Origin of the sequence: Mesorhizobium sp. M0626 (assembly GCF_040320665.1) — a bacterium.
Classification (GTDB): domain Bacteria; phylum Pseudomonadota; class Alphaproteobacteria; order Rhizobiales; family Rhizobiaceae; genus Mesorhizobium.
The window spans coordinates 153,984-174,058 of the sequence record NZ_JAMYQD010000002.1 but is presented as its reverse complement, the minus strand read 5'-3'; the positions used below and the strand labels follow the sequence as shown (position 1 = coordinate 174,058).

Here is a 20,075-nt window from a genome sequence, read left to right as displayed (position 1 = left end):
ACGGTTTTTGGAAATGGCGACGAAGTCGTTGTCACCCAAGTGGAGGATCACTTGCTCGTCGCTGATGGTACACGTCTATGGTTCTGGCATTTTCGTCACTCAGACAGGCCGTGACCTCGGTATATATCGCGAACCCTGCGTCATCCGACAAGGAGACAACGATGCCATAACCAGGTTCGCCGATTTCGATCTTCTTTATCGACTTTCCGATCAGCCTGTCTGCGAACGACCTCATCAATATCCTCGCTTATAGGTGTCTGCGCCGATCTGCATCTCGATCATGTCCGTGATAGTGGCATTGCCCGATCTAGGTTCAAATGCCTGAATTCAAATCGTTCGTTATCCGCTTGCATGTTCACTTTACGTTCGCATTTGCGCCTGCTAGTTTGTCCCGTTGAAGGTGAGGCAATCCCATCGTTTTAAGCGGTGTTAGCACCAAGCTTGTCTTTCTCTCGCGAATCCGGTCTGTCGAACCGATGGAATTCTCCCCCCAACAGGACGAGGCTCTGAAAGCGGTGGCGCGCTGGCTGAAAGAGGGCCGGCCGCAGGTCTTCCGGCTGTTCGGCTATGCCGGCACCGGCAAGACCACGCTGGCGCGCTATTTTGCCGAGCATGTCGACGGGCAGGTGCAGTTCGCCGCCTTCACCGGCAAGGCGGCGCAGGTGCTGCGTTCCAAGGGCGCGGTCAATGCTCGCACCATCCATTCGTTGATCTACCGGCCGAAGGGCGAGGAATCGGTGTCGGACGAGGTGACGGGCAAGACCTCGATGTCGCCGACCTTCTCGCTCAACCGGCAAAGCCCTATTTCACGGGCGAAGCTGGTGGTCATCGACGAATGCTCGATGGTCGACGAGCAGCTTGGCCGCGACCTTCTGAGTTTTGGCACGCCGATCCTGGTGCTTGGCGATCCGGCGCAGCTGCCGCCGATCTCGGGCGGCGGCTTTTTCACCGAGCATGAGCCGGATGTGCTCTTGACCGAAATCCACCGCCAGGCGCGCGACAATCCGATTATCCAGCTGGCGCTCGACGTGCGCGAGGGCCGCGAGTTCATGCGCGGCGACTACGGCACCGCGCAGGTCATCGGCAAGGAGGACGTCACCCAGGAGCTGGTGCTGAAGGCGGACCAGGTGTTGGTCGGCACCAACCGCACACGCCGCCGCTACAATCAGCGCCTGCGCGAGCTGAAGGGTTTCAATGCCGATTATCCGCAGGCCGGCGACAAGCTGGTCTGCCTGCGCAACGACCCCGCCAAGGGCCTGCTCAACGGTTCGCTGTGGAAGGTGATGACCTCGTCGCGCGAGACGGTGAAGCCGGGCATCAACCTTCTGGTCTCGCCCGAGGAGGACGATCCCGACCGCGGCGTCGCCAAGATCAAGCTGCTCAAGTCGGCTTTCGAGGATCCGGACGCCGATATCCCCTGGCAGCAGAAGAAGCGCTTTGACGATTTCGACTATGGCTACGCGCTGACCGTGCACAAGGCGCAGGGTTCGCAGTGGAACGACGTCGTGCTGTTCGACGAGAGCTGGGCGTTCAAGGAAACCCGCCAGCGCTGGCTTTATACCGCCATCACGCGGGCGGCAGAGCGGCTGACGATTGTTAGATAACTGGCGTTGGATAGCTGGCGTTAGATAGCCGGCGTCAGGTAGCAGCCGGCGCAGCAGGGCTGAGTGGCGTCGCACCCAGCCATTGCCAGGCATCCGCTTCGTCCTCGGCCGCGAAGTGCCTGAACTCGATGGGTGGCGAAGCCGGAAGGAAGTTCCGCGCATCCGCTATCCAGTCCGGCTCACCGATCGTCGCGCACCGGGCGATATGCTCTAGCGCATGAACCGTACCTTGTTTCAGCGTCTCGTCGTCCATATCGATCCAGTCGACGCCCTCATGGTCGACCAGCCGCACCAAGACGTCGATCCTCGGGTGCAGCGCGTAGGCAGCCTCCAGCAATCCGAACAGATTTTCGCCGTCGGCGGCCGATACATGGCCGACGACGTCGATGGCGAAAAGGTCCTCACGGTTGGTTTCGAGGCGGCGGATCGCGGGCACGGATTGGAGAAAATTCATTGGCTGGGTTCCCCCTTGCGAGCAGATGTCATCACTGGAACACCCGAAAGCCCCTGTCTGTTCCCATCAAAGGCAGTATAGATGCGCTGCACAAACAGCCGGACCTCACGCCATGCCCGCGAAACTCTCGGTCAATCTCAACGCCATCGCCATGCTGCGCAACCGCCGCGACCTGCCGTGGCCGAGCGTCACCGGGCTCGGCCGCCTGGCGCTGGCGGCCGGCGCGCACGGGCTGACGGTTCATCCGCGGCCCGACGAGCGCCACACCAGGCATTCCGACCTGCCGGAGATCCGGGCGCTGATCGACGACGAGTTTCCCAAGGCGGAATTCAACATCGAGGGCTACCCGACCGAGGATTTTCTGGCGCTTGTGGAAAGGCACCAGCCGGAGCAGGTGACGCTGGTGCCCGACGATCCGGCGCAGGCGACATCGGACCATGGCTGGAACTTTGCCGCCGAGGCGGCGTTCCTTATCCCGATCGTCAAGCGTCTGAAAAAAGGGGGCTTCCGCGTGTCGCTGTTTTCCGATCCGGATCCCACCGGCGTCAATGCCGCGCGCGACACCGGCGCCGACCGCATCGAGCTCTATACCGGGCCCTACGGCAGCTACCATTCCGATTCCGCCAAGGCGCGGAAGGAGCTGGAAAGATTGGGAAAAACCGCGGATGCCGCACTCGCCGCAGGGCTCCAGGTCAATGCCGGGCACGATCTGGTGGTGAACAACCTTCCGGCATTGGCAAAGCGCATTCCGGCATTGGCCGAAGTGTCTATCGGACACGGGTTGACAGCCGATGCGTTGGAGTATGGCATGGCCGCCACGGTGGGGCGGTTTCTGAAGGCTTGCGGTTGGTAGCGGTGGAAGGCTCGTGTCGAAGGTGATATCGCATGACAGCAAGCAAGGCGCACCGCGCGGTGATCGGGGAGTAGTCGATGGCTCTTTCCAGCATCGGTAGCGAGGCTGAACCCGTCGAACAACCGAACCACTCCCACACTGAACAGCACAGCACCAAAGTTCTGATGCTGGGCGCGCTTGGCGTCGTCTATGGCGATATCGGCACCAGCCCGATCTATGCCTTCCGCGAGGCGCTTCACGCTTCGCCTGGTACCGACACGCGCATAGATGTCCTGGGCGTGCTGTCGCTGATCGTCTGGGCGCTGACGATTATCGTCACCATAAAATACGTCGCTTTCGTGCTTCGCGCCGACAACAAGGGCGAGGGCGGCACGCTGTCCCTGATGGCGCTGGCGCGCAGCGCCTATCCAAAAGGCGCCAAGCTTATCCTCGGCATCGGACTTTGCGGGGCGTCGCTTTTTTTCGGAGACGCTATCATAACTCCGGCCATTTCCGTGCTGTCGGCAGTTGAGGGCCTGGAAGTGGTGACACCGACGCTGGAGGCCTATGTCGTTCCGATCACCTTGGTCATCCTGGCATTTCTGTTCTCCGTGCAGCGCTTCGGCACGGGGAAGGTGGCGGCAGTATTCGGGCCGGTGACGGCGCTATGGTTCCTGGCCATCGGCGTTTCCGGGCTCTACCACCTGATGGATGATCCTTCGGTGCTGTTGGCTATCAACCCGTATTATGCGATCGCCTACTTAGCCGGCACGCCGACCGCCGCTTTCGTGACCGTTGGTGCAGTGTTCCTGGCGGTAACGGGGGCCGAGGCGCTTTATGTCGACCTTGGACATTTCGGGCGCAAGCCGATCGTGCTCGCGTGGTTTTCCGTGGTGTTTCCTTGCCTGCTGCTCAACTACTTCGGCCAGGGCGCCTTTGTATTGGCGAATGGCGGCAGGCCGACCAATCCATTCTTCGAGATGTTGCCGGATTGGGCGCTGATGCCAATGGTCGGCTTGGCAACGGCCGCCACCGTGATCGCCAGTCAGGCGGTGATCTCGGGTGCTTTTTCGCTGGCACGTCAGGCAGTGCAACTCAACCTGCTGCCCCGCATCGAGGTGCAGCACACGTCCGAAATGCAGAGCGGCCAGATTTATATGCCGCGCGTCAACCTGCTCATCGCCCTGGGAGTGATGCTGCTGGTTGTCGGCTTCGGCAGCTCGAGTTCGCTGGCTTCCGCTTACGGAATTTCGGTGACCGGCGAGATGCTGATGACAACCATTCTGCTGTTCGTTGTCATGCGCAATTTGTGGAAATGGCAGCTTGGGCTCGCCCTGGCATTGGCGCTGCTGTTCGGCACCATCGACATGGGTTTCTTCCTGGCGAATGTCGTCAAGATCGTGGAAGGCGGATGGGTGTCAATATCCGTTGCCTGCCTCATGGGGCTGATCATGACCACCTGGATACGCGGCAGCCGCTATCTGTTCGACAAGACCCGGCGCAACGAAATCCCGCTCGATTTCCTCGCCGGCAATCTGCTGAAGAAGAAGCCGCAGCTGGTGTCCGGCACCGCCGTGTTCCTGACCAGCGATCCGCAAAGCGCGCCGACAGCGCTGATGCACAGCCTGAAGCACTACAAGGTGCTGCACGAGCAGAACGTCATTCTGTCGGTGGTCACCGCACCGCAGCCGCTGGTGCCCGACAGCGAGCGGGTCAAGATGGAGACAGTCAACGAGTTGTTCATGCGGGTGACGCTGACCTTCGGCTATATGGAGCAGCCCAACATTCCGCGCGCGCTGGCGATCTGCCGCAAGCAGGGCTGGAAGTTCGACATCATGACGACTTCGTTCTTCCTGTCGCGGCGCTCGCTCAAGGCATCGCCCAATTCCGGCATGCCGGTGTGGCAGGACAAGCTGTTCATCGGGCTCGCCCGCTCGGCGGCCGATGCGACGGAGTATTTCCAGATCCCGACCGGACGTGTGGTCGAGATCGGCACGCAGGTGGCGATCTGAGGGTCTCGAACGGATAAATCGTCGAGGAGGCTAATATGAGCGGCGAATTGGTGCTGGTCACCGGCGGGTCCGGCTTCCTCGGCGCTCACTGCATCCTCGAACTGTTGAAGGCCGGCTACCGCGTCCGCACCTCCGTGCGATCGGCCAGGCGCGAAGCCGATGTGCTCGCCATGCTCAAGGCAGGTGGCACGGAGCCCGGTGACGCCCTTTCATTCGCCCATGCCGATCTGATGGCCGACGCAGGCTGGCCGGCGGCGGTGGCCGGCTGCGATTACGTGCTGCATGTCGCATCGCCTTTTCCGCCCGGCGTGCCCACGCATGAGGATGACCTGATCCTTCCGGCGCGCGAGGGCGCGTTGCGCGTGCTGCGGGCGGCGCGGGATACCGGGGTCAGGCGCGTCGTGCTCACCTCATCCTTCGCGGCCGTCGGCTATGGCAAAATGCGCGCGGATGGGCAGCCTTTCAACGAGGAAAACTGGACCGATCCGGCAGGCAAGGTCAGCGCCTATGTGAAGTCCAAGACGCTCGCCGAGCGCGCGGCCTGGGATTTCATCGCCGAGCAGGGCGGCGCGCTGGAGCTTGCGGTCGTCAATCCCGTTGGCATCTTTGGACCGGTGCTCGGCGCGGACCATTCGACCTCGACCGAATTTGTCCAGCGCATGCTGAACGGCGCCGTGCCTGGGCTGCCGCGCCTGTCCTTCGGCGTCGTCGACGCGCGCGACGTGGCGGATCTGCATGTTCGCGCCATGACCCACCCCGCCGCCAAGGGCGAACGGTTCCTCGCTGTCGCCGGCGATTTCATGACGGTCCGCGAGATCGCGCAGACCCTGAAGACGCGGCTCGGGCCGGCGGCGTCGCGCGTCTCGACGCGGGAGTTTCCCGATTGGCTGGTGCGCATCATCGGGCTGTTCAATCCGGAAGCGGCCCAACTCGCAACGGAACTGGGCAAGATCAAGAACGCCACCAACGCCAAGGCGGTGCGCGTGCTCGGCTGGGCGCCACGCTCGCGCGAAGATGCTTTGATTGCCACGGGCGAAAGCCTGATCCGGCTGGGACTGGTCAAGCGACGTAAGTAATTGTGCGGGAGGCCGAACCTTAAGGGCTCGGCGTCCCGCAACGGCAGCTTTCAGCCGGCCAGTGCAGCCTTGTTCGTCTCCAGAAACTGCTTCAGCGGCACCGACTTTCGGCCGGAGAGTTTTTCGACCGCGTCTGTCACCATGCCGAGGTCACCTGCGCGTGCGGCAGCGTCGAACGACACCAGCACCTTGGCGAAGGGTTCAGGCAGGCCGGCCGACTTCATTCCCTCGGTCAGGGCTTCGTCGGAAAGCTGGATGACCTTGATCGGCTTGCTGGTGACCTCGGTGACCAACGCCGCCACTTCGGCAGCCGTATACGCACTGGGGCCGGTGAGCGTGTAAGTCGCGCTTTCGCTGCTGTCCGAGGCGAGCCCCGCTGCGATCGCCGCCGCGAAATCGTCACGCGTGCCGTAGGAAATGGCGCCGTCGCCGGCGGAGGTGTACCACTGACCCGACGCCAGAACCTGCGGCAACGCCATGAACAGGTTCTCGTTATACCAGCCATTGCGGAATATCGTGTAGGGGATCCCGCTCGCCTTGATCGCCTGTTCGGTGTCGTAGTGGTCGGGCGCGAAAACAACCGGCGAACCAGGCTCGGGGTTGGGCATCGAGGTGTACAGCAGGTGGCCGACGCCAGCCTGTTTGGCCGCCGTCACCGCCGCAAGCTGCTGCTCGCGCCGCTTCCCCTGTACCTCAAGTTCGTTGGTCGAGATGACGAGTGCCCGGTCGGCTCCCGCGAAGGCCTCGGCAAGCGATTGCGGGTCGTTGAAGTCAGCGGCTCTGACGACGACGCCGCGCGCCGCCAGATCGGCAAGGTTGGCGGGTGTACGGGTGGTGGCGATGATGCGGTTTGCGGGGATCTTTAATGTGTCCAGCAGGTGGTTGATGACGCCGCGGCCAAGCTGGCCGGAAGCGCCGGTGACGAGAAGGGTTGCGGTCATGGGGGATCCTGAAATTGCGCCGGGTGGCGGGTGCTTCTGACAGTCTCAAAAAGAGACCAGCACTAAAATAAGAATTGACCGGCCACCGTAAAGAAGGCAGTTTTTAGGGAGGTAGGCACCGCCAGGGAACCAGCAGCCATGGACGGCAAGGTCGTCAATCTGAGAACCAAGCTCAATATATTCAAAGCCACCAGCGATGGCGCAAACATTGCCGATTGCCCAGTTCGCGACGTGATGCAGGGCGTGAACGGCAAATGGAGTTCGCTGCTGATGGCGGCGCTCGCAGAGCAGCCCTATCGTTTCGGCGAGTTGCGGCGCCTGGTGCCCGACATCTCGCAGCGCATGCTCACCCAGACGCTCCACGATCTGCAGCGCGACGGCTTTGTTCATCGCGAAGTGTTCCCGACCAAGCCGCCAAGCGTCGAATACAGCCTGACCGATCTCGGCCGTTCGATGTTCGGCGCCTTGCATCAATTGATCCTGTGGGCCGAACTCAACCATGGTGCGGTGCGCAAGGCGCGCGCTGCCTTCGACGCCGGTGGCTGATATTTTGGTCCATGCAGCAAAGGCTTGATTTGACAATGGCGCTGAAGGATTGTCCGGCCAGTAGTTGGGCGGGCAATGGAAAAATCTCTCGACATCGCGATTGCGGGCGCCGGCCCGGCGGGGCTCGCCACCGCGCTCTATCTCAAGCGCGCGGGCCACAACGTCACCATCTTCGAACGTTTCGAGGAACCCAAGCCCGTCGGTTCCGGACTGATCCTGCAGCCGACCGGGCTGAGCGTGCTCGCCGATCTCGGCCTGCTCGACGACATTCTGGCGCTGGGGAGCCGCATCGAGCGTCTGCATGGCGCCGATGCCTCGAGCGGCCGCACCGTGCTCGCCGTGCGCTACGATGCGCAGCCTGGCGGCCGTTTCGGGCTGGCGGTGCACCGGGCGGCGTTGTTCAACATGTTGTTTCGCGCCGCGCAGCGCCAAGGCATCGCCATCGAAACCGGTGTCGAGATCGAGACGCTGGACGTCGGTGAGCGGGCGATCCTGATCTTCGACAAGAGCCGAACGGTGGGGGGCCGCAGGGCAGGGCCGTTCGACCTCGTGGTCGACGCCAGCGGCTCGCGTTCGAAGCTGCGCCGGTGCCTCAACGATCCGGCCCAGCCGCGGCAGCTCACTTACGGCGCGTTCTGGGCCTCGCTCGGCTGGCGCCAAGGCTTCGACGAAAATGCGCTGCTGCAGCGCTACGACAAGGCCAGCGTGATGATCGGCGTCCTGCCGATCGGCCGACCGGAACCGGGCGGGGAAAAGATGGCGGCGTTCTTCTGGAGCCTGAAGCCGGCGGATGCCGAAAACGTGCGCGCGGCAGGGCTCGACGCCTGGAAGGCGAGACTGGTCTCGCTGTGGCCACAGTGCGAGGCGTTCACCAGCCAGATCGACAGCTTCGACCAGCTGTCGCTGGCGCGCTACGGCCATCACACGATGAAGCTGCCGACCGGCCGCCGGCTGGCGGTGATCGGCGACGCCGCGCATTCGACCAGCCCGCAGCTCGGGCAAGGCGCCAACATGGCGCTGCTCGACGCGGCAGCGCTCAGCCATGCCTTGGCACAGACGGGCAACGTCGAGGCAGCGCTGGAAAGCTACGCCCGGGCGCGGCGATGGCACGTCCGGATCTTCCAACTGCTGTCGCTGGCGTTGACGCCGTTCTACCAGTCGGACGGCACGATGCTGCCCTTCTTCCGCGACAGGCTGGTGGCAACCATCGCCAAAATCCCGCCAGTGCCAAGCGTGCTTGCCTCGATGGTGGCCGGCACGCTGATCGATCCGTTCAGGCGGATCGGGCTAGAGGAGGTGCACTGGCCAGATCATCCGGCGGGATCAGGCTCGAGAGAAGCGAATTTCTCGCACGCAGGAATAGACGCAGCCGCTGCGGATAGTCCGGCGCCACGGCACCCTTGATCGAGGCGCGTTCGCTCAACGCCTTGCGCCAGGCCTGGACCAATGGCTTGCCGTCCAGAATGCCGAAATTGCCGATCCGGTCGAAGGCGTCGAGATAGCGGAAGACCGGGCCGTAGACGGCATCGACGAGGCAAAAGCACTCGCCATTGAACCACGGTCCGGCCTGGTCAGCCAGTTCGTCCTCCAGACGATCGAACATGGCCGAAAGTGCCGTGGACTCTGCCAGGAAGGCGGCCTCCGTCGAAGCCGTGTAGAACCGGCCGATGGTGTTCAATGTCGCCGAGCCGAACTCGATCCAGGCGCGATGCCGGGCACGGGCGTAGGCGTCGGCCGGATGCAGAGGATTGGCTTGCGTCTCCTCGAGGAATTCGAGAATGACGGCGGATTCGAAGATCACCGTCTCCTCGCCATTTGCGTGGACGATCAGCAGCGGCACCTTGCCCAGCGGCGAAATCGGCTTGAACCAGTCCGGCTTGTCGGCGAGGTCGATGGTGACGCGTTCGAACGGCACGCCCTTCTCAGTCAGCGAGATCGCGGCGCGCTGGACATAGGGGCACAGATGATGGCTGACGAGAATGAGCTTGCCAGGCATTTCATTCTTCTGAGGCATGTCACTCTCCCCAGACATAGTTCAACGCGCCGTCCTCGACCCGCGTCGACAGGAACATCAGTCGCGACGCTTTTGGCGCCGGACCTTCAAGCCGATCGCCGCTTTCCATATCGAAGGCGGCACCGTGCCATTGGCAGACCAGCTTGCCGTCCTTGCAGTCGAGCGGCCCGCCGAAATGCAGGCAGACATTGGCGGCGGCACGGACACGCTCGCCGCTGCGCCAGACATGGACCTCGCGGCCGAAGAACGGTGCAATCAAGCTGCCCGTCTGCGGGACGTCGGCGACTTTGCAGATTTCGTGTTTCATGGATTTTTCCCGGATTGATGCAGCTGCATGCATATAGATGCATGTGCATCGATCGTCAAGCTTGATGCTAGTGCATCGATCGTCAAGCTTGATGCAACTGCATCTATTGCCTAGGATGGGTCATGACCAAAACAACCACGCCTTCGCCCGAAGCCGTCAAGGCCTGGGCCCGCCTGATGCGGGTTTCGCGCCAGCTCATCGAAAAGGCGGAAGAGGCTTTGAAGACCAGCGGCTTGCCGCCGCTCGACTGGTATGACGTGCTGCACGAGCTAGCCGAGGCGGGCGAGGGCGGGCTGCGGCCGTTCCAGCTGACCGAGCGCACACTGTTTGCGCAGTACAACATCTCGCGGCTCCTGGCGCGGCTCGAGGCCGACGGACTGGTCGAGAAGCTCAGGGTTGCCGATGACGGCCGCGGCCAGACCATCCGCATCTCGGCCAAGGGCCGTGAGACGCGGCGGCGGATGTGGGCGGTCTACGGACGCTCGATTGCGGAATTGGTCGGTGACAAACTCTCGACGGAGGAGCTGAAGATACTGGCAAGCCTGCTTGGAGAGTTGCGCCATCCGCCTGCCGATGATTGATCCGTCAGAACCTCGCCGTTTGCTCGGCGGCTCTCAAGTCAACGATTTTTCTACCTGGCCCCTTGCGTCGAGCACAGGATTGCGCAATATGCCGAACCGTAACGTACGGTACGCATTTTTCGGCGGTTCGGCTACCTCATCGGATGGGCAGGAAATTGTTGCAGGCGAACGCCGACATCGACACCAGCGCGACGCTGACGGAGCGGCAGAAGGCTGTTCTGGACGCTGCCTTGCGCCTGCTGGTCGAGGAGGGCGACAGCCTGACTATGACCGCGGTGGCGCGCCGCGCCAGCTGCTCGAAGGAAACGCTCTACAAATGGTTCGGCGACCGCGACGGACTGCTGACGGCGACCGTGCAGTGGCAGGCATCGAAAGTGCGCGTGGTGCCGGTCGACGGTGAGCGGCTCGATCTTGCCTCGATGACGGCAAGCCTGGAAGGCTTCGCCTCGGACTGGCTAAAGGTGATTTCGAGCGATACCTCGATCGCCCTGAACCGCGTCGCGGTCGGCCATGCCGGATCCGGAAAGGACGATCTCGGCGCCATCGTGCTGGAGAATGGCCGTTTCGCGCTGGCCAGACGGCTGAAGCCGGTGCTGCTTGCCGGCAAGCAGGCCGGGCTGCTCGACTTTACGGACGCCGAAATGGCGTTCCGGACCTTTTTCGGGCTGGTCGCCCGCGACGTGCAGATCCGTCTCCTGCTCGGCGACAGGCTGGAATTGACTGAAGCGGCGATCGGCGGCGATGCCGTCCGGGCAACGCAGCAGTTTCTCGCTCTTTACGGAGCAAAAACCGGGCCGCAAGGCCTCTAATCTCTACGGGAAGGAAGCAAAAGATGCGTGTCTATTACGATCGCGACGCCGATCTCAATCTGATCAAGGGCAAGAAGGTCGCCATTATCGGCTATGGCAGCCAGGGCCGGGCGCACGCGCTCAACCTCAAGGATTCCGGCGCCAAGGAAATCGCCATCGGCCTCAAGGCGGGATCGGCGACCGCCAAGAAGGTCGAGGCTGACGGGCTCAAGGTGATGAGCGTGGCCGACGCTGCCAAATGGGCCGATTTGATGATGATGGCGACGCCTGACGAGCTGCAGGCCGACATCTACAAAAACGAAATCGCGCCAAACATTCGTGACGGCGCCGCGATTGCCTTCGCGCACGGCCTCAACGTGCATTTCGGCCTCATCGAGCCGAAGTCGACCGTCGATGTCGTCATGATCGCGCCGAAAGGCCCCGGCCACACGGTGCGCGGCGAATACCAGAAGGGCGGCGGCGTGCCGTGCCTGGTCGCCGTCAACCAGGATGCTTCCGGCAATGCGCTCGATCTCGCTCTGTCCTACGCCTGCGGCGTCGGGGGCGGCCGTTCGGGCATCATCGAGACCAATTTCCGCGAGGAATGCGAGACCGATCTGTTCGGCGAGCAGGTCGTGCTCTGCGGCGGCCTGGTCGAACTGATCCGCGCCGGTTTCGAGACGCTGGTGGAAGCCGGCTATGCGCCCGAAATGGCCTATTTCGAGTGCCTGCACGAGGTCAAGCTGATCGTCGACCTGATCTATGAAGGCGGCATCGCCAACATGAACTACTCGATCTCGAACACAGCCGAATGGGGCGAATATGTCTCTGGCCCGCGCATCATCACCGCCGAGACCAAGGCCGAGATGAAGCGCGTGCTGAAGGATATCCAGACCGGCAAGTTCACCTCGGAGTGGATGCAGGAATACCGCGCCGGCATGTCGCGCTTCAAGGGCATCCGCCGCAACAATGACAGCCACCAGATCGAGGAAGTCGGCGCCAAGCTGCGCGCCATGATGCCCTGGATTTCCAAGAACAAACTGGTCGACAAGGCCAAGAACTAACCCGCAATCTTCAGGATTGGGAGCAAGGAGCCGGCGGAGCGATCCGCCGGCTCTTTCATGCCGGTTTATCGATCAGGACGCTCAGCCATAGTGCCAATGCGGCTTCGGCTCGGTGCCGGTGAACTCGACGCCGATGCGGTCGTCGCGGCGCCAGCGCACGATGGCCTTGTAGCCGATGCCGTCGACCGGCACATAGAGCAGGAACTCGTCCGGCACGCGCGCGTCTATCGACACTTTCAGTTCGGCGCCGCCGGCATGCATGTTGCGGACCGTGCACTTGACCTCGGAATTGGTGAGGCCGGTCAGAATCGTCGCGCCTTTCAGCACGCGCTGCCGGTGTTTGTTTCGCAACTCGTTGTCGGCCATGACGGCACGTCCTTCGCGACCGGATCGGCGCGATCGTCAGATGGGGCACGATATCACGGATAGGCTGAGCCGATAAACATATGGTTAGCGGTGACCGAGACCAGCCGTCTTTCCCAAATGAAAACGGCGCCGCGATGGGGCGGCGCCGTCGTGTATTGTCGTTTATAGTTCAGCTGTAGGGCGACCAGCATTGCTGGCGCGGGCCACCATAGGGCTGGAACGTGTTGTCCCAGGCCCGGTAGGACCGATAGCGGTCGTAGCACCACTGTACATGGGCGCTGGACAGACGCTGCGTGCGGTAATAGCGGCGGGGCGCCGGCTGCACGTAGTAGCCGTCATTGTAATAGCCGTTGTTGTAGTAGCCGTTGTTGTAGATACTGCCGAGGCCCAGACCCAGGCCGAGGCCGAGAACTGCTGCGGCGCCGGTGTCAAAATCACGGCCGCGATGGTGGCGGTGATGGCGCCAGCGCCAGTTGTCGCCGCCGTTCCAGTTGCCGTTGTTCCAGTTGCCTGACCGGGCAAAGCGACGGCCGTCGTGGCGGCGCCACTGCCAATCGTTGAAGGAGCGGCGGTCATTGCCGCCCGCCCAGCTGTCGCGAACCGGTGTGATGTCAGACAATGCGGTGCTTGCCGGCACCGACAAGTCCGGCTGCAGGATCGGGCCCGCGGCGGATGGCGCCGTGAGACCCGAGAAAAGACCGAGCGCTAACAGCCCGGATTTGACTGTGGACGAAAAGAGCGAGCTCATTGCACTCTCCAAGTGATACAGGCCCCACGCCCGGATACCCCAGGGAAGTGGCCTATTGATGGACCTTGGCGTCTGAACGGAGGATGAACAGAAAGGTTCCATCAGCCATGACGAGCAGCCCTTGTTTTCATTGGCGCTTGCAGGCAAAGGTCAGTCCATGTCGCTGCGCCTCGCCACTTTCAATGTCGAAAACCTGATGAACAGGTTCGATTACTCGGGCTTCCGCAACCAGCTCAACGAAGACCGCACGCTGGCGCTTTTCGACATCCAGAGCGAAGCCGAATACCGGATGCTGGAGCAGGCGCGCGCCATCGCGCAATCCGACGATACGCGCCAGTTGACCGCGCTCGCCATTGCCGCCACCCGTGCGGACATCATCTGCATGCAGGAGGTCGACAACATCGAGGCGCTGAAGGCCTTCGAGTACGGCTATCTCTTCAAGATGGTGGGCGAGGGTTACCGGCAGAAATACACCACCGCCGGCAATGATTCGCGCGGCATCGACGTTGCCGTGATGATGCGCAACGAGACAGCGCAAGGTCAGCCGATCGAATTCGTGCGCATGACCAGCCATGCCTATGTCACGTTCGAGCAGTTCGGGCTGCACACGCCCGAACTCGAGGCGCTCGGCAACCTGGCCAATGAACGCATCTTCCGGCGCGATTGCCTGGAGGTCGACATCAAGGTCGGCGGCGTGCCGCTGACGCTTTATCTCGTCCATTTCAAATCGATGGGCTCGCCGCGCAACGGGCTCGACGGACGCGAGGCGACGATGCCGGTGCGCATCGCCGAGGCGCAAGCCGTGCGCCGCATTATCGAGGAGCGCTTCGGCAAAGAGCACGCAGCCGACAAAAACTGGGCGATCTGCGGCGACATGAACGACTACCGCCAGCGGGTGAAGATCGAGGGCGACGCTATCGACGGCTACCGCTTCCAGGTGATCGACGAGAGCCAGTCCTGTATCGATGTGCTCACCGCCGGCGGCTTTTGCGAAAATGTCGTCGAACGCCGGCCGGAGATGGACCGCTGGAGTTTCTACCACACGCGCGGGCCGAAGGAGCGGCATCTGTGCCAGCTCGACTACATCCTGCTGTCGAAAGGGCTGGCGGCGAAGAATGCGACGGCGGTTCCCGACATCATCCGCAACGGCCAGCCCTGGCGCACCATCTTTCCGGCGGGACAGGCGGTGGAGCGCTTTCCGCGCGCCGGCTGGGACCGGCCGAAGGCGTCGGATCATTGTCCCGTCGCAATTACCCTGGACATGGCTTGAGCACGGTGAGCTTCGACCTGCCGCGCAACGTCATCCTGCCCGTTGACGAAATCGACGTCCGGCTCGACCCCGGCCCGCATCCGTTCGAGCGCGACAACGCGCAGGCGATCACTGACAACTGGCGGCGCGAGGTCACGGCCAATCCGGCGTTGTTCGACGGCACGGTGGTGCTGCTCTCGGCGCTCGCCTGGCGCGACAACCGGATCGTCGGGCGTTGTCACGCGGTGAAGTACTCGACCTTCCTGCTGTGGCGAAAGAACCGGCAGGGGACGGGCGCCGAGCATGCCTATGGCCACGCCATGCTGGTCGCCGGCGACAACGCCCTGGTGGCGATCCGCATGGGCGCGCACACGGTCCCGGCCGGCAGTGTCTACTTCGCTGCCGGCTCTTTCGAGCCGATCGATTTTCGCGATGGCCGCGTCGATGTCGATTTCAACATGATCCGCGAAGTGCGCGAGGAGACCGGGCTTGACCTGACAGGCGCTGCGCGCGGCAGGCGCTACCATGCGCTGTCGACTTCGACCGGCACGGTCCTCTTCCGCCGCTACCACGTCGATGCGCCGGCCGACGAGATTGCGCGGCGCATCGGCGCCTTCGTCGCGACCGAGACCGAGCCGGAGATCGAGGGGCCGGTGATCATCCGCCACGCCGCCGACCTGCCGGAAGGGCTGGCACCGCATATGAAGCCGCTGGTCGAGTGGCATTTTGGCGGTGGCGGGGGCTAACGGCGCGGATTGTTCTGCGCCGCCTTGCGGTCGTTGCGGGCGGCGACGAGGAACAGGATAACGCCGATGCCCAGCAATCCACCCATGACCATGCCCATCGTCTGGCCGACGACTGCCTGAAAATCGGCGGTGACACGATCGGGATTGGCCATGCCGTAGCGGGCGAGATACCACCAAAGTCCCGCAAGGGCGCCTTCGATGATCACCATCGTCAGAATCAGCCGCGCCTTCTTGCTCATTGCAACTCCTTGACTAGATGCTTTGCTCTAAAATTAGCATCGCAGACCGGATGACAACAAGTATTGCCGATGTCGACAAGCACCCATCCTTGTGGATAGCGGTTGGTTGCGGTGGAGCTGATCTGGCGCTTATTCGTGGCGCAGCGCGTCGATCGGGTCGAGCCTGGCGCCGCGCAGCGCCGGGAAGAAGCCGAACACCATGCCGATCAGCGCCGAAAAACCGACGGCGAGCAGGATGACCGCCGGGCTCGGCGCAAACGGTATGGCCAGCGTTGCCGAGGCGAGGCCGGCCAGCGCCAGGCCGATCAGGATGCCGATAATGCCGCCGAGCAGCGACAGCACCGTCGCCTCGACCAGGAACTGGATGAGGATGTGCTTTTCATGCGCGCCGATGGCGAGCCTGATGCCGATCTCGCGGGTGCGCTCAGTGACCGAGACCAGCATGATGTTCATGATCCCGATGCCGCCGACCAGCAGGCTGACGCCCGCGACGGCGCCCAGCATGCCGGTCATGGTGGTGGTGGCGCTGGCCATGGCGTCGGCGATCTGGGTCATGTCGCGGATCGAGAAATCGTCTTCGCGGTCCGGCGTGATGCGGCGGGTGTCGCGCAAAATGTCCTCGACTCGCGGCTGCAATTCGGTGGTCGGCGTGCGGTCGTCGGCGGCGACGTAGATGTTGTCGATGTCGCGGTTGCCGGCGATGCGGCGCTGATAGGCGGCAAGCGGCATCAAGACGACATTGTCCTGGTCCTGGCCGAAGCCGGTATAGCCCTTGGGTTCGAGCAGGCCGATGATCTTGCACGAGGTGCGGTTGACGCGGATGATCTCGCCCTCGGGTTCGCCGGCGCCGAAGAATTGCTGGCGCACCGTCTCGCCGATCAGGCAGACGCCGGTGCCCGAGCGTGTCTCCGAATCGCTGAATGGGCGGCCCGACACCAGCTTCCAGTCGCGGGCGTCGAGATAGGCGCTGTCGGTGCCGGTGACGCCCGAGGTCAGGCTCTCGGTGCCGAAGATGACGCGGACTTGTTTCTGCGACGCCGGCGCGATGGCGCGCGCACCGGTCAGATGCGCGACGAGGGCGGCTACATCCTTGTCGGCCAGAGGCCGTACCGCCTGGTCGAGCCCGCCTGGTCCGCCAGTGCCTGCCGGGCGGCCGGAACGGACGACGAGCAGGTTCGAGCCGAGCTTGGCGATGTCCGACTTGACCTTGGCGGTGGTGCCGGAGCCGATGGTCAGCATGGCAATGACGGCGGCGACACCGATGACGATGCCGAGCAGCGTCAGGAACGAGCGCAGCACATTGCGGCGGATGGAGCGCAGAGAGAGGCGGACGGTTTCCCAGATCATGACGTTATCTCCAGCCTCTTGGAGTCTGAAGCGACGTGGCCGTCGAGGAAGCGGATGGTGCGCTCGGCATAATCGGCGACATCGGCCTCGTGGGTGACCATGGCGATGCTCAGGTCGAGCTCGCGGTTCAGCCGCGTCAACAGCTCCATGATCTCATGCGTGCGGGCGGTGTCGAGATTGCCGGTCGGCTCGTCGGCGACGAGCAGCGTCGGCCTGGTGACGATGGCGCGCGCGATCGCCACGCGCTGTTGCTGACCACCGGAGAGTTCGGCCGGCGTGTGATGTTCGCGCCCGACCAGGCCGACCTCCGCCAGCGCCTGCATGGCAAGATCGCGGCGCTCGCGGGCCGGCGCGCCGCGATAGATCAGCGGCAGCTCGACATTTTCCGCCGCCGTGGTGCGCGGCAACAGATTGTAACCCTGGAAGACGAAGCCGATATAGAGATTGCGCAGAAGCGCCCGGCGGTTGCGGTCGAGCCGCCCGGCGTCGATGCCCATGAAGGAGTAGGTTCCGGCCGTCGGCGTGTCGAGGCAACCGATGATGTTCATCGCGGTCGATTTGCCCGAACCGGACGGGCCCATGATGGCGACGAATTCGCCACGCTGGATGGCGAGGTCGACGCCGGCCAGCGCATGGACCTTGGCTTCGCCCTGGCCATAGCTCTTCCAGACCGTGTCGAAACCGATGAGGCCCGCGGCCATGGCGTCAGCTCCGCAGCTGCGAGGTCGTGATAACCTCTGCACCTTCATCCAGCCCGGAGGTGATCTCGGTCAGTTCGCCGTCGGTGGAGCCGATCTTCACGTTGACCGGGTGCGGCCGGCCGTTCTCCAGCACATAGAGCGTGCGTGAGCCGTCGGTGGGCGCCTTCACCGGCTGGCGGCGGTTGCCGCCACGACCCATGCGGCCGGTGAACAGATCGCTGAGGCTCCACGCGCGGGCAGCAGGTGCCGATGGCCGATAGCGAAACGCTGTTGAAGGCACGGTGAGCGCGCTCTTGGCCTGCCTGGTGACGACCGAAACCGTGGCGGTCATGCCGGGCCGCAGCAAAAGCTCGTTATTGTCGACTTCCAACCGTGCATTGTAGGTGACGACGCCGTCGGTGGTGACCGAGGCGTAGGAGATGTCGCGGATCTCGGCGTCGAACGGCCGCTCCGGAAAGGCATCGACGGTGAAGCGTGCATGCTGGCCTGGTTTGACCGCGCCGATATCGGCCTCGTCGACCGCCGCCACCAATTCCATGTTCCTCAAATCGGCGGCGATGATGAACAGAACCGGCGCCTGCAGCGAGGAGGCGACCGTCTGGCCGGGGTCGACGGAACGCGTCAAGACGATGCCGTCGATCGGCGCATAGATGGTGCTCTTGGCAAGGTCGGTCTGCTGCGCCTTGAGATCGGCCTGGGCGATGGCGAGATTGGCCTGCGCACTATCGAGCGCCGCCTTGGAGCGGTCGCGCGTGGCAGTCGCCGCCTCGAGCGACTGATCGGTCGCCATGCCACGCCTGGTCAGTTCGGCCGCGCGGGTGAGGGCGCTTTCGTTCTCCTTCAGGGTTACCGTGGCGTCCTCGACATTGGCGGCAGCGGCCTTGGCCGAGGCTTCGGCGCGTTCGATCTGGACCTCGAGTTTCACCGTGTCGAGCGTCGCCAGCACGTCGCCCTTCTTGACCTGCTGGTTCTCTTCGGCCGAGACCGAGCGGATGATGCCGGACAGCTCGCTTGAAATGTCGACCTGGGTGAGGGGCTGCAGCGTGCCGGTCGCCGAAACCGCGACGGTGAGGTCGGCAATGGTAGCCGGCGTGGTGGTGTAGTCGATCTTGGCCGGGGAGCCGGCAAACCACTGGTAGCCTGCCAACCCGGCGGCAAGTGCGATCAGCGCCAGCAGCGCGTAAAGCCAGCCCCGGCGGCGCGTCTTGCGCACGCCGCTCTGATCAAGCCCGAGCGCCGCCTCGATGGCGGAATCCGATTCCGTCTTTGGCAGATTGACAAGCTGGTCCACGCCGGACCCCTATGAAAGCGTAATGTCCCTAGTTGTGCACAGATCAGGCTTGGTGGTTCGAATATCAAATTAAATTTCGGCCATGTTCGGATTGAGGCGGAAGGTTTTTCAAGATGCAGACCCGCAATTACTTGCTCTACGATGTGTTTACGACGGAGCGGCTGGCCGGCAATCCGCTGGCTGTCGTGCTCGACAGCCAAGGGCTGGATACAGCCGCCATGCAGGCCATTGCGCGCGAGTTCAACCTGTCCGAATCGGTCTTCGTGCTGCCGCCGGACAATCCAAAACATCGCAACCGCATCCGCATTTTCACGCCCGACTATGAGATGCCGTTCGCCGGACATCCGACAGTTGGCGCCGCGATCGCGCTGGCCGAACTGACAGGCGAGGGCGAAGCCGGCATCTTCGTGCTGGAGGAGAATATCGGCCCGGTGCGCTGCGCCGTCAGCCGGCACGATGGCGCCACCTTTGCCGAGTTCGACCTGGCGAAGCTGCCGGAGCCGCTGAAGCTCGATGCCGACCCGGAGGCGATCGGCGCCGCCCTCGGGCTGGCGCCGCACGAGATCGGCTTCGAGAATCACCTGGTGTCGTTCTGGTCGGCAGGCGTGCCTTACGTCACCATTCCGGTCGCCAATCTGGAGGCTGCCGGCCGGATCAAGCTCGACAACCAGGCCTGGTCGGAACTGGCGCCGCGCAAGAGCGAATGGGCCTTCGCCAGCCCGTACGTCTATTGCCGCCAGACGGTGAACCATGACAGCGCCTTCCATGTCCGCATGATCGTGCCGGGTACTCCCTCCTATGAGGACCCGGCGACCGGGTCGGCGGCGGCGGCCTTTGCCGGCGCCATCATGCAGTTCGATGGCCCGACCGACGGCATTTCGCAGCTGTGGATCGAGCAGGGGCTGGAGATGGGCCGGCCATCGCGTATCCGGCTCGAACTCACTGTCGAGGGCGGAAAACTGGCCTCGGCGCGCATCGGCGGCCATGCGGTAAAAGTGGCGGAAGGCAAGCTGTTCGTTTGAGTGGCCCGTGGCTGAGATCGTCGCTGTCGGCGATCCTTCACGCCCCCCTCTGTCCTGCCGGACATCTCCCCCACGAGGGGGGAGATCGGATGTCGCATTGGCTTTCGCCAATCTCCAACGCCGAAAGACAGGCGAAACGGCAAGGCT

General features: G+C 63.4%; 21 protein-coding genes and 1 pseudogene. 12 read left to right on the top strand and 10 right to left on the bottom strand.

All coding sequences use genetic code 11. The annotated features are described in order from the left end of the window. The first annotated feature begins 476 nt into the window (after nucleotides 1-476). Nucleotides 477-1,604 (top strand): ATP-dependent DNA helicase, encoded by a 1,128-nt coding sequence (locus NKI37_RS02905; protein WP_023668361.1) that lies wholly within the window; start codon nucleotides 477-479, stop codon nucleotides 1,602-1,604. A 34-nt stretch (nucleotides 1,605-1,638) separates the two neighbouring features. On the opposite strand, the gene NKI37_RS02900 is transcribed toward NKI37_RS02905, so the two are convergent. Continuing rightward, nucleotides 1,639-2,058 (bottom strand): SpoIIAA family protein, encoded by a 420-nt coding sequence (locus tag NKI37_RS02900; protein WP_023690925.1) that lies wholly within the window; start codon nucleotides 2,056-2,058, stop codon nucleotides 1,639-1,641. Between the two features lie 112 nt (nucleotides 2,059-2,170). Between NKI37_RS02900 and NKI37_RS02895 the strand changes: the two genes are divergently transcribed. From NKI37_RS02895 to NKI37_RS02885, 3 genes are all read left to right on the top strand, one after another. Continuing rightward, on the top strand, nucleotides 2,171-2,911 hold the full coding sequence (locus NKI37_RS02895; RefSeq protein WP_023753499.1) for a pyridoxine 5'-phosphate synthase: 741 nt from the start codon (nucleotides 2,171-2,173) through the stop codon (nucleotides 2,909-2,911). Nucleotides 2,912-2,988: 77 nt separating this feature from the next. Further along, nucleotides 2,989-4,902 carry a potassium transporter Kup gene (locus NKI37_RS02890; protein WP_023823130.1) on the top strand — a complete coding sequence of 638 codons (1,914 nt, stop codon included), beginning with the start codon at nucleotides 2,989-2,991 and terminating at the stop codon, nucleotides 4,900-4,902. 35 nt (nucleotides 4,903-4,937) lie between these two features. Beyond that, nucleotides 4,938-5,978 (top strand): SDR family oxidoreductase, encoded by a 1,041-nt coding sequence (locus NKI37_RS02885; protein ID WP_352668956.1) that lies wholly within the window; start codon nucleotides 4,938-4,940, stop codon nucleotides 5,976-5,978. Between the two features lie 50 nt (nucleotides 5,979-6,028). Here the strand turns inward: NKI37_RS02885 and NKI37_RS02880 are convergent, their stop codons facing one another. Then, nucleotides 6,029-6,919, bottom strand: a complete 891-nt coding sequence (locus tag NKI37_RS02880) for an SDR family oxidoreductase (RefSeq protein ID WP_023706160.1) — start codon at nucleotides 6,917-6,919, stop codon at nucleotides 6,029-6,031. Between the two features lie 138 nt (nucleotides 6,920-7,057). Here NKI37_RS02880 and NKI37_RS02875 point away from each other — a divergent pair, with 138 nt between their 5' ends. Together NKI37_RS02875 and NKI37_RS02870 are read left to right on the top strand one after the other, a co-directional pair. Next, complete coding sequence (locus NKI37_RS02875) at nucleotides 7,058-7,465, top strand: winged helix-turn-helix transcriptional regulator (RefSeq protein ID WP_023690335.1); 408 nt, start codon at nucleotides 7,058-7,060, stop codon at nucleotides 7,463-7,465. A 75-nt stretch (nucleotides 7,466-7,540) separates the two neighbouring features. Then, nucleotides 7,541-8,776 (top strand): annotated as a pseudogene (locus tag NKI37_RS02870) (FAD-dependent oxidoreductase); the annotation flags it as partial. Here the strand turns inward: NKI37_RS02870 and NKI37_RS02865 are convergent. Both NKI37_RS02865 and NKI37_RS02860 read right to left on the bottom strand, forming a co-directional pair. Continuing rightward, nucleotides 8,739-9,479, bottom strand: a complete 741-nt coding sequence (locus NKI37_RS02865) for a glutathione S-transferase family protein (protein ID WP_031201872.1) — start codon at nucleotides 9,477-9,479, stop codon at nucleotides 8,739-8,741. The pseudogene NKI37_RS02870 and the gene NKI37_RS02865 overlap by 38 nt on opposite strands. 1 nt (nucleotide 9,480) lies before the next feature. Next, complete coding sequence (locus NKI37_RS02860) at nucleotides 9,481-9,786, bottom strand: Rieske (2Fe-2S) protein (RefSeq protein ID WP_023668375.1); 306 nt, start codon at nucleotides 9,784-9,786, stop codon at nucleotides 9,481-9,483. Between the two features lie 122 nt (nucleotides 9,787-9,908). On the opposite strand from NKI37_RS02860, the gene NKI37_RS02855 reads away from it, so the two are divergent. The 3 genes from NKI37_RS02855 to ilvC all read left to right on the top strand — a co-directional run bounded on the left by NKI37_RS02855 (nucleotide 9,909) and on the right by ilvC (nucleotide 12,219). Next, nucleotides 9,909-10,367 (top strand): MarR family winged helix-turn-helix transcriptional regulator, encoded by a 459-nt coding sequence (locus tag NKI37_RS02855; RefSeq protein ID WP_023805507.1) that lies wholly within the window; start codon nucleotides 9,909-9,911, stop codon nucleotides 10,365-10,367. 143 nt (nucleotides 10,368-10,510) lie between these two features. Then, complete coding sequence (locus NKI37_RS02850) at nucleotides 10,511-11,176, top strand: TetR/AcrR family transcriptional regulator (RefSeq protein WP_031201867.1); 666 nt, start codon at nucleotides 10,511-10,513, stop codon at nucleotides 11,174-11,176. A gap of 23 nt (nucleotides 11,177-11,199) precedes the next feature. Beyond that, nucleotides 11,200-12,219, top strand: a complete 1,020-nt coding sequence (ilvC, locus tag NKI37_RS02845; RefSeq protein ID WP_013531065.1) for a ketol-acid reductoisomerase — start codon at nucleotides 11,200-11,202, stop codon at nucleotides 12,217-12,219. Between the two features lie 81 nt (nucleotides 12,220-12,300). Here ilvC and NKI37_RS02840 read toward each other — a convergent pair whose 3' ends face one another. Beyond that, nucleotides 12,301-12,585: a PilZ domain-containing protein gene (locus NKI37_RS02840; protein ID WP_023685169.1), complete on the bottom strand. Its 285-nt coding sequence runs from the start codon at nucleotides 12,583-12,585 to the stop codon at nucleotides 12,301-12,303. Nucleotides 12,586-12,754: 169 nt separating this feature from the next. After that, nucleotides 12,755-13,333 (bottom strand): BA14K family protein, encoded by a 579-nt coding sequence (locus NKI37_RS02835; RefSeq protein WP_023805505.1) that lies wholly within the window; start codon nucleotides 13,331-13,333, stop codon nucleotides 12,755-12,757. A gap of 157 nt (nucleotides 13,334-13,490) precedes the next feature. Here NKI37_RS02835 and NKI37_RS02830 point away from each other — a divergent pair, with 157 nt between their 5' ends. Together NKI37_RS02830 and NKI37_RS02825 are read left to right on the top strand one after the other, a co-directional pair. Further along, nucleotides 13,491-14,603, top strand: coding sequence for an endonuclease/exonuclease/phosphatase family protein (locus tag NKI37_RS02830; RefSeq protein ID WP_023744652.1), 1,113 nt, complete (start codon nucleotides 13,491-13,493; stop codon nucleotides 14,601-14,603). A 5-nt stretch (nucleotides 14,604-14,608) separates the two neighbouring features. Then, nucleotides 14,609-15,328: an NUDIX hydrolase gene (locus NKI37_RS02825; protein ID WP_352543145.1), complete on the top strand. Its 720-nt coding sequence runs from the start codon at nucleotides 14,609-14,611 to the stop codon at nucleotides 15,326-15,328. Here the strand turns inward: NKI37_RS02825 and NKI37_RS02820 are convergent. The 4 genes from NKI37_RS02820 to NKI37_RS02805 all read right to left on the bottom strand — a co-directional run bounded on the left by NKI37_RS02820 (nucleotide 15,325) and on the right by NKI37_RS02805 (nucleotide 18,906). Beyond that, nucleotides 15,325-15,567 (bottom strand): hypothetical protein, encoded by a 243-nt coding sequence (locus tag NKI37_RS02820; RefSeq protein ID WP_023690325.1) that lies wholly within the window; start codon nucleotides 15,565-15,567, stop codon nucleotides 15,325-15,327. The two genes, NKI37_RS02825 and NKI37_RS02820, sit on opposite strands and share 4 nt — an antisense overlap. A gap of 129 nt (nucleotides 15,568-15,696) precedes the next feature. Continuing rightward, entirely contained in the window at nucleotides 15,697-16,914 is a 1,218-nt protein-coding gene (locus tag NKI37_RS02815) for an ABC transporter permease (protein ID WP_023685173.1), read from the bottom strand. After that, a complete protein-coding gene (locus NKI37_RS02810; protein ID WP_352789974.1) occupies nucleotides 16,911-17,615 on the bottom strand; it encodes an ABC transporter ATP-binding protein in 705 nt (234 codons plus the stop codon). Before NKI37_RS02810 ends, NKI37_RS02815 begins: the two co-directional genes overlap by 4 nt. 4 nt (nucleotides 17,616-17,619) lie before the next feature. Further along, nucleotides 17,620-18,906 carry an efflux RND transporter periplasmic adaptor subunit gene (locus NKI37_RS02805; RefSeq protein ID WP_352789971.1) on the bottom strand — a complete coding sequence of 429 codons (1,287 nt, stop codon included), beginning with the start codon at nucleotides 18,904-18,906 and terminating at the stop codon, nucleotides 17,620-17,622. Between the two features lie 113 nt (nucleotides 18,907-19,019). Here NKI37_RS02805 and NKI37_RS02800 point away from each other — a divergent pair, with 113 nt between their 5' ends. Continuing rightward, on the top strand, nucleotides 19,020-19,928 hold the full coding sequence (locus NKI37_RS02800) for a PhzF family phenazine biosynthesis protein (RefSeq protein WP_023700390.1): 909 nt from the start codon (nucleotides 19,020-19,022) through the stop codon (nucleotides 19,926-19,928). Nucleotides 19,929-20,075 lie beyond the last annotated feature (147 nt).